General features: G+C 68.7%; 12 protein-coding genes. 8 read left to right on the top strand and 4 right to left on the bottom strand.

Annotated features, from left to right (window positions below):
- Nucleotides 1-16: 16 nt before the first annotated feature.
- The 5 genes from F4554_RS23680 (at nucleotide 17) to F4554_RS23700 (ending at nucleotide 5276) form a co-directional block, all read left to right on the top strand.
- The gene (locus F4554_RS23680) at nucleotides 17-985 is read left to right on the top strand and encodes a slipin family protein (protein WP_179789599.1); all 969 of its coding nucleotides are present in this window, start codon (nucleotides 17-19) and stop codon (nucleotides 983-985) included.
- A 69-nt stretch (nucleotides 986-1054) separates the two neighbouring features.
- The gene (locus F4554_RS23685; RefSeq protein WP_179789600.1) at nucleotides 1055-1804 is read left to right on the top strand and encodes a phosphotransferase family protein; all 750 of its coding nucleotides are present in this window, start codon (nucleotides 1055-1057) and stop codon (nucleotides 1802-1804) included.
- 93 nt (nucleotides 1805-1897) lie between these two features.
- Nucleotides 1898-2485 carry an alpha/beta fold hydrolase gene (locus tag F4554_RS23690; RefSeq protein WP_179789601.1) on the top strand — a complete coding sequence of 196 codons (588 nt, stop codon included), beginning with the start codon at nucleotides 1898-1900 and terminating at the stop codon, nucleotides 2483-2485.
- Nucleotides 2486-2784: 299 nt separating this feature from the next.
- Nucleotides 2785-3597 carry a family 16 glycosylhydrolase gene (locus F4554_RS23695; protein ID WP_202889437.1) on the top strand — a complete coding sequence of 271 codons (813 nt, stop codon included), beginning with the start codon at nucleotides 2785-2787 and terminating at the stop codon, nucleotides 3595-3597.
- Between the two features lie 167 nt (nucleotides 3598-3764).
- Nucleotides 3765-5276: a metallophosphoesterase family protein gene (locus tag F4554_RS23700; RefSeq protein ID WP_179789603.1), complete on the top strand. Its 1512-nt coding sequence runs from the start codon at nucleotides 3765-3767 to the stop codon at nucleotides 5274-5276.
- Between the two features lie 32 nt (nucleotides 5277-5308).
- Here F4554_RS23700 and F4554_RS23705 read toward each other — a convergent pair whose 3' ends face one another.
- Nucleotides 5309-6550 carry an ankyrin repeat domain-containing protein gene (locus F4554_RS23705; protein WP_179789604.1) on the bottom strand — a complete coding sequence of 414 codons (1242 nt, stop codon included), beginning with the start codon at nucleotides 6548-6550 and terminating at the stop codon, nucleotides 5309-5311.
- 287 nt (nucleotides 6551-6837) lie between these two features.
- Here F4554_RS23705 and F4554_RS23710 point away from each other — a divergent pair, with 287 nt between their 5' ends.
- On the top strand, nucleotides 6838-7788 hold the full coding sequence (locus F4554_RS23710; protein ID WP_179789605.1) for a helix-turn-helix transcriptional regulator: 951 nt from the start codon (nucleotides 6838-6840) through the stop codon (nucleotides 7786-7788).
- A 21-nt stretch (nucleotides 7789-7809) separates the two neighbouring features.
- Here the strand turns inward: F4554_RS23710 and F4554_RS23715 are convergent, their stop codons facing one another.
- Nucleotides 7810-8439 (bottom strand): TetR/AcrR family transcriptional regulator, encoded by a 630-nt coding sequence (locus tag F4554_RS23715; protein ID WP_337796177.1) that lies wholly within the window; start codon nucleotides 8437-8439, stop codon nucleotides 7810-7812.
- Nucleotides 8440-8549: 110 nt separating this feature from the next.
- Here F4554_RS23715 and F4554_RS23720 point away from each other — a divergent pair, with 110 nt between their 5' ends.
- Together F4554_RS23720 and F4554_RS23725 are read left to right on the top strand one after the other, a co-directional pair.
- Entirely contained in the window at nucleotides 8550-9569 is a 1020-nt protein-coding gene (locus F4554_RS23720; protein ID WP_179789607.1) for an aldo/keto reductase, read from the top strand.
- 57 nt (nucleotides 9570-9626) lie between these two features.
- A complete protein-coding gene (locus F4554_RS23725) occupies nucleotides 9627-10484 on the top strand; it encodes an LLM class flavin-dependent oxidoreductase (protein WP_238341388.1) in 858 nt (285 codons plus the stop codon).
- Here the strand turns inward: F4554_RS23725 and F4554_RS23730 are convergent.
- Both F4554_RS23730 and F4554_RS23735 read right to left on the bottom strand, forming a co-directional pair.
- Nucleotides 10468-11601 (bottom strand): right-handed parallel beta-helix repeat-containing protein, encoded by a 1134-nt coding sequence (locus tag F4554_RS23730; protein WP_179789609.1) that lies wholly within the window; start codon nucleotides 11599-11601, stop codon nucleotides 10468-10470. The two genes, F4554_RS23725 and F4554_RS23730, sit on opposite strands and share 17 nt — an antisense overlap.
- Before the next feature lie 103 nt (nucleotides 11602-11704).
- The gene (locus F4554_RS23735) at nucleotides 11705-12682 is read right to left on the bottom strand and encodes a cytochrome c oxidase assembly protein (RefSeq protein ID WP_179789610.1); all 978 of its coding nucleotides are present in this window, start codon (nucleotides 12680-12682) and stop codon (nucleotides 11705-11707) included.
- Nucleotides 12683-12687: the final 5 nt, after the last annotated feature.

The following is a 12687-nucleotide window of genomic DNA, read 5'->3' on the forward strand; positions in this document are numbered from 1 at the left end:
ACATCGGGAGGTCAGCATGGTGGTCGCGATTGTCCTTGTCCTCGCGATCGTCCTGATCGCGTTCTTCGCGAGCGCACGGGTCGTACGCCAGATCGAGAGAGGTGTGGTCTTCCGGCTCGGCCAGGTCCTCGCTCCTCCTCGGCAACCAGGTTTCACCATGATCATCCCGTTCGTCGACCGCATGCGTAAGGTCAACATCCAGGTCGCGACGATGCCGGTGCCCGCGCAGGAGGGCATCACGCGGGACAACGTGACCGTGCGGGTGGACGCCGTCGTGTACTTCAACGTCGACGACCCGATCCGGGCGATCGTCAACGTCCAGGACTACGACTTCGCCGTGTCGCAGGTCGCTCAGACGTCCCTGCGTTCGATCATCGGCAAGAGTGAGCTCGACGACCTGCTGTGCAACCGCGAACGCCTGAACGAGGGGCTCGCGCTGATGATCGACAGCCCGTCCGTCGGGTGGGGAATCACCATCGACCGGGTGGAGATCAAGGACGTCGCGTTGCCCGAGACGATGAAGCGGTCCATGTCGCGGCAGGCCGAGGCCGAACGCGAACGACGTTCCCGGATCATCACCGCTGACGGAGAGTTCCAGGCGTCGAAGAAGCTGGCCTCGGCGGCCAAGGAGATGGCGGACACGCCCGCGGCCCTGCAGCTGCGCCTGCTCCAGACCATCGTCGAGGTTGCCGCGGAGAAGAACTCCACCGTCGTCCTCCCCTTCCCGGTCGAGCTGCTGAGGTTCCTCGACACCGCGGCCGGCGGACTTGTCCAGCAGCTCTCCACCGCGACGACCGGGACACGCACGCGCGACAGCGGTCCCGCCGAGGTCGAGTCCGCCCCGTCCGGCCCGGCCGGCGTGGAGCCGGCCGACGCCGAATCGGCCGAGCTCGAGGCGGGTGGCCCGGAGCCGAGCGAGCCTGCCCGACCGGCCCTACCCCACCAGACGCGCTCGGACGAGGCCGGACAGCACACTCACCGCTGACGGCCGTCCGGGTCCGCGGGCCCCGGGTTCACGGGCACTGGCTGCACGAGCCTGGCAGGATCGTCGGGCATGAGCCGGACAGCGTGGGGCACGCATGCAGTCGAACTCACCGGTGACCAGGTGATCAAGCGGTTTCCGGAAGCCGACGGCGGGTGCGCGGAACGCGAGTGGCGTGCTCTCACGCTGTTGCACGAACACGTCCCCGGCCTCGCACCCGAACCCGTGAAAGCCCAGCTCGGGGTGACCGGATCGACGGTGCTGATGTCCCGGCTTCCCGGCACTCCGCTGCGGGGACTCACGCTGAGCAGCGAGCAACTCGCGGCGCTGGCGACGGCCATGCGGGCGATCCACACGGCCCTGCCGTCCGATGTGCTCCGGCAGGTCCCGATCCGGCCCGGCCAGCAGGCCGGCCTCGTCGCCCATCTTCGCCGGTGGGCTGCCGAGAAGCCGCCCGAGGTCGACGCCCAGGTGGGCCGTGCGCTGAGTGCTGGACTGACCTGGCTGGAACGTTCGGGACTCCAGGCGGACCACGCCCCCGCCGTTCCGCCGGTCTTCGGGCCGGGAGACGGCAACCTCGCCAACTATCTGTGGGACGGCTCCCAGGTCCGGATCGTCGACTTCGAGGACTCCGGCCGCAGCGACCGGGCCTTCGAGCTCGCGGAGGTCACCGAGCACGTCGGCAGCTGGGTCGAACATCCCCTGGATACGCGGGCGTTCCTGGGCCAGTTCGAGTTTGACACCCGCCGAGTCCGTACGCCTGCGGGAATGTCGACGACTCCTCGCCCTCGTCTGGCTGTACCTGCTGAGCTTCGACGGTGACAACCGGCGCAACCCACCGGGCACGGCGGAACGTCAGGCCGAGCGTCTCATGGTTCTCCTCGGCTGATCGTTGTCAGTGCCTGCTGACACCAGGTGGACCTGCTCGGGTTCTCCACCGGGGGTCGGGTAGCCATGCACTTCCTGGACAAGCATCCTGCGCAGGTGCGCCGGCTGGTTCTCGCGTCCACCACGGCGTATCAGGACTTCGCGGGGTACTTGGAGGGCTGGGACGACTACCACCGTCGCGTACGGCAGCAGCTTCCCGAGGACCAGATCGACGGTGACACGTTCGAGCCCTGGGCCAGGAATGGTGCTTCAACCGCCATCTGGGACCTGTCGTTGCTGCCGGAGTACCTCGAACTCCTTGACCGGGTGCGGTTCTCCGGCACCTGGGGCGCCGCACATCCCGACCCCGCCGAAACGCTGCATCCCTGGTGCCCAGGCGATCCAGTGGGGATCCTGCGCCAAGCACGGAAGCCCGTTCTTGTTCTGCACGGCGAGAAGGACATGGGCTTCCCGGTACAGGTTGCCCACAGGCTGCACGAGGAACTTCCTGGCAGTGAGCTCGCGGTGGTCGACGGGGCCGCCCACCAGTGCCAGTTCGAGAAGCCGGACGTGTGGGCACGACACGTCCGAGAATTCCTGGACGCGAACGCCGGTTCCGACCGCCCAGGGCGCTGACGGCGGCTCGGAAGCGTAGCGGCGTGTCCGAGAGCGGCCGTTCAGGCCCGGATTCACGCCGTCCTGCTTGCCGTCGCCGCGGACTGGGTGCAGGCTGCGTCATCGTCGTGACCGCGACCAGGGAGGCGACCATGTCCCGTTCACATTCTCCCCTGTCTGTCCTTCGACGCGGCCTCCTGCCGGTCGCGGCCGCCGCGCTCGCAGCGGCGTTGTCGGCCGCCGCGCCTTCGTCCGCCTCCGTGTCCGCGCCGGTCACGACATCGCCGGGAATCGGCTCCGCCGCTGAACAGCGTTCGGGTGTGCCGTCGCCGGCACCGGGATGGCGGCGGGTGTGGACGGACTCGTTCGACGGCGGGGCAGGCAGCCGGGTCGACGCGGACCGATGGACCTACGACGTCGGGCCGGGATCGAACTTCGGTACGGGCGAGATCGAGACCGCCACCGACTCGACGGACAACGTCTTCCAGGACGGCCGCGGCAACCTCGTCATCCGGGCGCTTGGTTCGGACCGCACCTGGACGTCCGGCCGAATCCGTACCCCCCGGCTCTTCGGCGCCCCCGCCGGTGGCGCCATGCGGGTCAGCGCGTCCATCCAGCAACCCAACCCTGCCCACGGCCTCGGCTACTGGCCGGCGTTCTGGATGCTCGGACCGGGCGACTGGCCCGGAGCCGGCGAGATAGACATCCTCGAGGACGTCAACGCCCGAAGCCATGTCGCGTCCACCTTCCACTGCGGCGTCTACCCCGACGGCCCGTGCAACGAGCCCATCGGCATCGGAAGTGGCCTGAAACCCTGCCCCGGCTGCCAGACCAGCTTCCACACCTACTCCGTGGTCGTCGACCGGCGGAACCCACTACGCGAACGGATCCGATGGTACCTCGACGGCGCCCAGACCTTCGCGATCGACCAGTCCCAGGTGCCGGCCGAGACCTGGCGGGCCGCGGTCGACCACGGCTTCGCCGTCATCCTCGACCTCGCGGTCGGCGGTGGCTTCCCCGACGGAGTCTGCGGATGCAGTACGCCAACCCCGCAGACCTCTTCCGGCGGCACTCTCCAGGTCGGATACGTCGCGGTCGACGAACTCAGCAGTCCGCGGGGCGCACGACAGTAGCGGAGACGCCGTAGTCCGGACATCCGGCTGTTGTGTGGGACGTGTAGGCGCGCCCGGCCGGCGCGGTTCCCCACCTCTGTTTGTCGACCTGAGCAAGGGGCACATGCGCGCTTGACGGACGACGACCTCATCGTCGACCCAGCAGCTGGTTTCGGGGACGGCACACGATGTCACGCAGATTCGCGTTGGTCCTGGTTGTCATCGGGCTGCTGGCAGGTGCCATCACGGCGCCGATGCTGCTGGACCGGGCCCGGGAGACACCTGCGACGTCGGAGGCCGCGAACGCCCGTCCGGCGATGTGGCCGCACCCGAAGCCCACTCCGACGCCCACCCCGTCACCCGGTGCACCGAAGAACGGCGAGGCGTGGGGTTGGACGCAACTGACGCCACGCGGGACCGTGATCCGCTGGGCGACGACGGAGCTGCCCGCCGGCGTGTGCCCGACCGTCAACTACACCTACCAGGGCATGAGAACCGGCCACCAGATGGTCTTCGTCAGCGGCCCGTTCGGGACGCAGTTCCCCACGACGGTCTGCCGGCTGCCCGTACCCGACGGCGCCACCAACGCGGTCGTGCAGAGCACCACGACGAACGCAAGGATCATCAACCCGGCGAACCTCCAACTGCCGCTAGCGCGGTGGCAGGCGGCGGGGCGGCCTCGGCCCAACAGCATCGTGGCGATCGGTGACGCCGGCTGCGAGGTCAGGTTCACCAATCCCGCGCTGGACCAGAACTGCTCGCACGACTGGCCGTTCCAGCCACTTTCCATCAACGCCGCGGCGCTCTCGCGTCCCGAACTCGTCATCGAGGCGGGCGACTACGTGTATCGCGAACAACCACAGGCCGCCAACGACGCCACCCCCGGTTGCGACATGCAGGGACAGGCTGCGGACTGGGACTGTCTGGTCAAGGACTTCTTCCGCCCGGCCGCGGCGTTGCTGGGGCAGGCGCCGTTCATCTTCGCCCGTGGAAACCACGAGGTGTGTACGCCAGGGATCGGGCGGGGCGCCGAGTGGTTCCGCTACCTCCACACGGTGCTCTTCTCGAACAACCAGTGCTTCACCTACCCCGACACACCCACCCAACCGGTCCAGATCAACGCGGGCACGCTGCACTTCGTCCTGATGGACACCTCGTCCGCAACCCCCGGCAACGACTTCGTGCTGGATCCGCAGGAGGTTCCGCTGTGGAGGCGGGCGTTCGACCAGGTGAACGCGTTGGCCGCGAACAACCCCACCCAGGACTATTTCCTGATCTCCCACAAGCCGCTGTGGATGGTGCAGGCCGCCTCCTCGACCACGGTCACCTGGACAAACCCAACGCTGGAAAAGTCGATCTCGCAGACCGCCCTGACCGCGCTGGCACCCAACATCCGGCTCGTCATCTCCGGGCACGAGCACCTGTACCAGCTGTTGGGCTTCAACAGCTCACGTCCGCCGCAGTTGACGGTGGGTTCGTCCGGATCCGAACTCAACACGGCACCCGACGACAGCAAGGTGCTCGGCAAGGTCGTCGACAACCAGCCCGTCAGGAAGTCGATCTCACAGGACGTGCACGGATACCTGCTGCTACGCGACCAGGGCCAGTGGCACCTGACCTTCCACGACACCTCCGGTTCCAAGCTGGGCCCGGAGTGCACGCTGAGCAACGGCGCCACGAAACGACTGACCTGTGTCTGAGCCTCGCCGTGGGCGAGGCTCAGACGAACGGGTCAGTCGATCCGCGCACCGTGTCGACGCAGGAGTTCGTCCACGCCGTCGTCGCCGGTCGGCCGGTTGATCGCGTCCGCCCGGGCACCGGCCGCCAGCAGTCGCTCGACGATGGTGACCCGGTCTGGATGCGTGCCGTTGTTCACCGCCCACACCGCGACCCCCAACACCGTGGCGTGGTGGTAGTTGTCCGCGTCCTCCAGGGGAGCGCCGCGGGTGATCAGGAGGTCGACCACGTCCAGGTGACCCTGGACGGCCGCCCAGTGCAGCGCGGTGAGGCCGGCCATCGCCCGCGTACCTGGATCGGCTCCTCGACGGGACAGCAGGTCGACCACCCCGGCGTGCCCCAGTGCGGCGGCGACGACGAACGCCCAGCCGACGTTCGCCTCGGGCCGTCGCGGCAGGTTCGGTCGCAACCCGACGACCCGGACGTGTGACCGCAGCCGGCCCTCGTCGTCCAGGTAGTCACGTACGAGATCCTCCCGGCCGAGGCCGGCGGCCGACACGATGTCGTCGGTTCGTGCACCTCTGCGGACCAGTGCCTCGGCGGCAGACGAGTACTGGTACGCCAGTGCGATCACCAACGGCCGGTTGTCGTCGCCCGGACCGTTCACTGTCGCACCGAAGTCGACCAGCTTGTCCACCAGGCGCGCCTGCACCCCGGCTTCGGCCGGATGGGTGCTGGAGACGAGCATCTCCATCGTCGTTGCGTCGTCCGCTCCGTACATGGAGGCGACAGCATCGGCCTCAGCGCCCCGCGCCAGCAGCAGGTCTGCGACCTCGACGGCGTTGGGCGGAGTCTTCTGCCGATATGTCTCCACACCGTTGGCGGCGACGTAGTGCAACAACGTCGCCCGGTGCGTACGGGTCGACCGCGCACGAACCAGGTCCGGGTGACGGTCTACCAACGTGGTCAGCGTGTCGAGGTCACCGGTGACGATCGCGTCCACGGCGGCCTCGTACCTGCCGACGGGGCCGTCAACCAGACCTTGCAGGTGGGCGGAGAACTTCGGCCAGCTGGCGAAGCCGTGCTCGCGGGCGATCACGAACTGCGCGTCGGCGAGCGTGTGACCGGACCGGTCACTGGAGCGATGCTGCCGATCGACCGCGGGCAACTCACGGTTGACGCGTTCGAGAGCGTCCGGATCGCCGGCCCGGCAGGCCTTCAGCAGATCCTTGGCCTGCTTGTGGTACTGCTCCAGGCTGGGGCGCGGCGGAAGCGAGCGGGCATGGATGACGTCCATACGAACCTCTTTCGTAGGTCGCCTGGGGTCCGCCCGGGTCAGGCTGAAAGAAGGTTCGTCACCTTCGATGCACTGGGTGGGTGGGCACTGCCCTTTCCGCGGACCGGTCGCGCCCCTCGCGCGTACCGGCACGCTATTGCCGCGCGACGGACGCGTCAACCCCGGAGATCGTCGAACCTCACCGCGGCGCCAGGGATCGTTCGCGCAGGATCGCACCGCTGTCGGATGCCATCGGTAGGACGCTAGCGTTGGTCGCGGACGTTCTGCTGCCGGAACCGGATCGAGCGATGACCGACGAACTGAGCCCCACCTCCCGGGCCCTGCTGGCCCTCGAGCTCATCCAGAACAGCCCGGGCATCACGGCCCAGCGGCTGGGCGAGCGGCTCGGGGTCACCGAACGCGCCGCCCGCCGCTACGTCGCGATCCTGCGGGAAGCCGACCTGCCGATCGAGTCGGCCAGCGGCCCCTACGGCGGCTACCGGGTGGGACGCGGACTTCGCCTTGCGCCGTTGATGTTCAGTGCCGCCGAGGCGGTCGGACTGGTGATGGCCGTCCTCGAAGGGCACCGAGGGGCCGCCGACCCGGCCGACCTGGTGGGCAGCGCACTGGCCAAGATCGTGCGCGCCCTGCCGGAGCGGGTGGCCGAGCCGGTCCGCAGCGTCCGCGACGTACCCACTCCCCGCCCCACCGACGAGCCGACGGCCGGCCCCGAGCTGACCACCCGGCTGGTCGAGGCCTGCGCGGCGGCGCGACGGCTCCGCCTCACCTACCGGCTGGGCCAGGCCGGCGACCGGGTGATGGACGTCGATCCCTGGGCCGTCGTACTCCGGCACAGCCGGTGGTACCTCCTGGCCTGGTCCCACACCAGGCAGGCACGGCGGGTGCTGCGCGTGGACCGGATCGCGTCGGTGGAGTCGCTGGCCGAGTCGTTCACCCCACCGGCGGACCTGGATGCCCTGCGTACGTTGGAGGAACACCTGTCCCAGGGGTGGACGTACGAGGTCGACGTCGTGGTCGACGCGACGGTCGAGGAGACGTCGCGGTGGGTACGGCGAAGCCTCGGACGGGTCGAGGCCGACACCGACGGCCGAACCCACCTTCGGGCGACCACGGACGAGCCCGAGTGGTACGCCCGCCAGCTCGCCGCCATCCCGGCACCCTTCCACGTCCTCGCCTCCCCCGAACTCCGACGAGCCGTCACCGCCCTGGGTCGACGACTGATGCGGTCCGGCAGCTGACGCGGTCCGGCGGCTGATCCGTCACCGCGGCCGACGAAGGCCGGCGACGAGGAGTCCGACCAGCCGGCGCGCGTCGTAGCGGGGATCGTTGTCCGCGCCGATGCAGAGGTTTCCGACGCCACGCATGAGTTCGTACGCCTCCACACCGTCCCGGATCTCGCCGGAGGTGACCGCCGCGTCGAGCAGGTCGGTGCACACGGGCAGCAGGCGGTCGAGGAAGTAGGCACCCAGGGTGTCCATGCCGGCGCTGTCGGACCGCAGTACGGCAGCGAGCCCGTGCTTGGTGACCACGAAGTCGACGAAGAGGTCGATCCACTTCGTCAGAGCGACGTAGGGGCTCTCGCCGGTCGCCAGCAGCCGCGGACCGGCCTCGGCGCAGGCGTCGACCTGGTGCCGGAACACGGCGATGATGAGGTCCGCCCGAGTCGGGAAGTGCCGGTAGATCGTGCCCGTCCCGACGCCGGCGCGGGCGGCAATCTCGCGGACCGGCGCCTCCACGCCTGACGCGACGAAGACCGCGGCGGCCGCGTCCAGCAGGGCCTTCTCGTTGCGCCGGGCGTCCGCCCGCTTGGACCGGGTTTGCCCGGCGCCCTGCCCGGCCCCTTGCCCGGCCACTTGCCCAGCTCTCCGGACGCCGTCTCCCTCGCTCACCGAACCGATCCCTTCCGCCATCGACCTTGCAAAACGGAACGTCGTTCCGTATCGTAACCGGAGCAGCGTTCCGCTTGCACCCCATGATGCCAGAGCGAAGGAACATCGTCATGCAGTACCGCACCCTTGGCCGCACCGGAGTCCAGGTCAGCTCCCTCGCGCTCGGCGCGATGAACTTCGGCAGGGCCGGACGTACGACCCAGAACGAGGCCACCGCCCTCGTCGACGCCGCGCTCGAGGGCGGCATCAACCTCATCGACACCGCCGACCGGTACGGCGACGGCGAGTCGGAGGAGATGGTCGGCAAGGCCATCGCCGGCCGCCGCGACGACATCGTGCTGGCCACGAAGGCAGGCCTGCCGATCGGCGAGGAGCGCAACCACAGAGGGAGTTCGCGCCGCTGGCTGGTCACCGAACTGGACAACAGCCTGCGTCGGCTCGGAGTCGACCACGTCGACCTCTACCAGATCCACCGGTGGGATCCGGCCACCAGCGACGAGGAAACCCTGTCTGCGTTGACGGATCTGCAACGTGCGGGAAAGATCCGCTACTTCGGCTCCTCGACGTTCCCCGCCTACCGCATCGTGCAGGCGCGGTGGGCAGCCCGCGACAACCACCTGAGCCGGTACGTCACCGAACAGCCCAGCTACTCGATTCTGCAACGAGGGATCGAGACCCACGTGCTGCCGGTGACCGAGCAGTACGGCCTCGGCGTACTGGCGTGGAGCCCGTTGGCCTCGGGCTGGCTGTCCGGCGCGGTCCGCGCGGGCCGGGAGATCACCACCAACCGTTCGGCGTTCCTACCGGAGCGCTTCGACATGGCGATCCCCGCCAACCGCGCCAGGCTGGATGCCGTCGAGCGGTTGGCCAAGGTCGCCGACGATGCCGGCCTGACCATGATCCAACTGGCGTTGGGGTTCGTGACCGCGCACCCAGCGGTGACCAGCGCGCTCGTCGGCCCCCGAACGCTGGACCACCTGCGCTCACAGCTCGCCGCCGCCGACACCGTGCTCGCCGTCGACGTCCTCGACGCGATCGACGAGATCGTCGTGCCCGGGGTCGACCTGGCACCGCAGGAGAAGCACGACACCCCGCCGGCGCTGCTCGACCCGTCCCTGCGCCGCCGCTGAAAGGACCGCCAACCGATGCCCCACACCCAGCGCACATCCCGACCCAGCTTCGGGATCATGACCGCTCCGTCCCAGGTCGACTACCCCGACATCCTGCGAGTCTGGCGCGAGGCGGACGCGATCCCGGAGATCGAGCACGCCTGGCTGTTCGACCACCTGATGCCGATCTTCGGCGACCCGAACGGCCCGACGTACGAGGGCTGGACGCTGCTCTCGGCGCTCGCCGCCCACACCGCCCGGATGCGACTCGGCGTACTGGTGACCAGCAACCGCTTCCGGCCGCCGGCGATGCTGGCCAGGATCGCGGCCACCGTCGACGTCGTCTCCGGCGGACGGCTCGACTTCGGCATCGGTGCCGGCTCACGGCCCAGCCACCCGCTGGCCCGTCGCGAGTACGAAGCACACGGGCTGCCCTTCCACGACGCCGAACACGCCGTGGGCAGTCTCGCCGAGGCATGCACGGTGATCCGTCGGCTGTGGACGTCGGACGAGCCGTTCGACTTCGACGGCACGTACGTGCGACTCACCGGAGCATACGGAAACCCCAAGCCCGTCCAGCGTCCCCATCCGCCGATCATGATCGGCGGCCGTTCGTCGGCGACGCTTCGCGTGGTCGCCGAGCACGCCGACCTGTGGAACATCCCGGGCGGCGGTCCCGTCGACGACCTCGTCCGCCGGAGCACGCTGCTGGACAAGTACTGCGCCGAGATCGGCCGGGACCCGGCCTCCATCGTCCGCTCGATCCACCTGCCGGTCTCCTACGACCAGCCGGGCCACACCCGTGACGCGATCGGCGAAGCGGTCGGCGCCGGCTTCGGGCACGTCATCCTGGGCCTCCCGGCGCCCTACCCCACCGACGTCGCCCGGTGGGTCGCCGACGAGTTCATCGGCACGACACCTACATACCGCGGGTGATCTGAACGTGGTCACCATCGGTTCGCCGACCCGTGCCGACGTCGGTGACAATGTTCCCGGTGGAACTGACCAGGAGTGAGTCACCGCTCCCGCGGGCGTAATAGAACCCTGTGCCGTTGGGAGATCCGCCGCCGCGGACGGCATTTCCGGTCACGCTCAGCACACCTGTGCCGTAGTTGACTTTGGAGATGCCGATGTAGCGGTACGTCGACGCCGGGTTGGACTCTCCGTTGATGTTGAAGACCTTGTTGTCGGCGATCGTCGAGGCAACTCCACCCTGGACCGTCGCCTGGATTCCGTACCACGTGCCGGTCCGGGTGGACCGGCCGAAGTCCTCGATGTAGTTGTCCGAGATCGAGGTTCCCCACAGGCGATTGGCGTAGATCGCGCTCTCGGGAACGCCGTAGATGTGGTTGTTGCGGACCACCCAGCCGGCAGCGTTGTCCAGGTGAATCCCGTCCAGACCGGAGTTGGCGATCCAGTTGCCGCTGAGGTTCCAGTCCGTGAGGGAGTTTCCCGGGTCGTCGACATAGACGCCGTGTCCGCCCGAGTCGGTGATGAAGTTGCCTGTGATCTGCCCGTTGACCGAGGTGTTGGTCAGGCGGGTGCCGTCGGCGCTCTCGTTTGTGAACCAGATGCCGTGGCCGCCCATCGACGTGATCTGCACGTCGGAAACGACCGTCTGCCACGACCGGAGGATGATCCCCGACGTCGGCGCGGAATTGTGCGCACGGTTTCCGTCCAGGGTCAACTGCCGCACGGACACAGGGGTTCCGGTCTTGGGATCGTTGTCGAGGAAGCTGTCCGACGCGAGGATCGCCCTGATGTTGGCCCCGTCCTGCTGCCGGAGAACGGTTCCGGTCCTGCTCTCGCCGCGGTAGGAACGATCGCCGAGGAGCTTGATCGTCTGATTGATCCGGCACTGACCGGTGATGATGATCTGGTCCCCGGCCCTGCTCCCGGCTATGGCCGCGTTGATGTTCGCAGCATCGGACGTGGAGTTGGCACAGCCCGCCTCGATCTTGGCCGCGCCGGCGGTCTGCGGATGAGTAGCGCTGAGCGTCCACCCGAGGGCGACGGCGAACGCGAACAGGAGAACACGCTTGACCCACGGCATGGCAGCCGTCCCTTCGTCCGGTGACGCGCACTGCCCGATCATTGCGACAGTAGTGGCACTGATCGCCACGGAAGCGTTCGCGCGTGCTCTACGCCCCTTTTGGTCAGCGGTCGTGCGGTGAACGGCGGGCGAGGCTTTGCAGGTGCGCGTTGTACTCCGCCAACTTGGCGTCGTCGTCGCGATCGGCTGCCCGGTCGGTCCGTCTGGCCAGGCGTTGGTCGCTGCGCCACCAGTCGAGGAACACCACCACCAGGACGAGCGCGGTGGGCACCTCGGTGAACGCCCACGCGATGCCGCCACCGGTGGACTGGTCCTGCAGCGGCGAGACTCCCCAGGCAGAAGGCGGATGCGCGAAGTAGCCGGCGATCAGGGTCGACGACATCATCACCGCGATCCCGAAGACGGCGTGGAACGGAACACCCACGAACAACTCCGCCAGCCGGATCGGATGACTCACCCGGTGCGGACCGGGATCGACGCCGAGGATCGGCCAGAAGAAGAGCAGGCCGACGGCGAGAAAGTGAACCAGCATGAGGGTGTGACCGGCCCAGTTCGACATCGCCGCGTCGAAGATGGGCGTGTAGTACAAGCCGTACAGGCTGGCGAGGAACAACGGCAGGCTGAAGAACGGCGAGGCGAGCACCCGGGCGACCCTGCTGTGCAGTACGACGAGCAGCACCTCGCGCGGGCCGCGCCGCCCACGCGGCGCGGGAGGCAGCGCACGCAGGGCAAGCGTCACCGGTGCTCCGAGGAGCAGGAGCACCGGTGACAGCATGCTCAGCACCATGTGCTGAACCATGTGCACGCTGAACAACCGCATGCCGTACCCGCCGACACCGGTTCCGGTGACGGCGACGACAGTGAGCAGGCCCGCGACGAACACGATCCAGCGGCCGACGGGCCAGCGGACCCCTCGCCGCCTGAGCATGACCATGCCGGCGGTGTACGCCAGCAGGGCAAGGGCAGTGCCGACCGGAAAGACCGGCACCGGTTGCGGATGCCAGGCGAGCAACCGGGCCAGTGTGGGCGCCACCATGGGCATCCACATCGGCCCGCTCATGCCGCCGCTCATCCCGTCCATGCCGC

Origin of the sequence: Actinopolymorpha rutila (assembly GCF_013407855.1) — a bacterium.
Classification (GTDB): Bacteria; Actinomycetota; Actinomycetes; order Propionibacteriales; family Actinopolymorphaceae; genus Actinopolymorpha; species Actinopolymorpha rutila.

Excerpts from the sequence above, each read along its gene's own strand:
- F4554_RS23680 (WP_179789599.1), top strand. The coding sequence starts at position 17 with ATGGTGGTCGCGATTGTCCTTGTCCTCGCGATCGTCCTGATCGCGTTC.
- F4554_RS23685 (WP_179789600.1), top strand. The coding sequence starts at position 1,055 with ATGAGCCGGACAGCGTGGGGCACGCATGCAGTCGAACTCACCGGTGAC.
- F4554_RS23700 (WP_179789603.1), top strand. The coding sequence starts at position 3,765 with ATGTCACGCAGATTCGCGTTGGTCCTGGTTGTCATCGGGCTGCTGGCA.
- F4554_RS23705 (WP_179789604.1), bottom strand. The coding sequence starts at position 6,550 with ATGGACGTCATCCATGCCCGCTCGCTTCCGCCGCGCCCCAGCCTGGAG.
- F4554_RS23710 (WP_179789605.1), top strand. The coding sequence starts at position 6,838 with ATGACCGACGAACTGAGCCCCACCTCCCGGGCCCTGCTGGCCCTCGAG.
- F4554_RS23720 (WP_179789607.1), top strand. The coding sequence starts at position 8,550 with ATGCAGTACCGCACCCTTGGCCGCACCGGAGTCCAGGTCAGCTCCCTC.
- F4554_RS23725 (WP_238341388.1), top strand. The coding sequence starts at position 9,627 with ATGACCGCTCCGTCCCAGGTCGACTACCCCGACATCCTGCGAGTCTGG.
- F4554_RS23730 (WP_179789609.1), bottom strand. The coding sequence starts at position 11,601 with ATGCCGTGGGTCAAGCGTGTTCTCCTGTTCGCGTTCGCCGTCGCCCTC.
- F4554_RS23735 (WP_179789610.1), bottom strand. The coding sequence starts at position 12,682 with ATGGACGGGATGAGCGGCGGCATGAGCGGGCCGATGTGGATGCCCATG.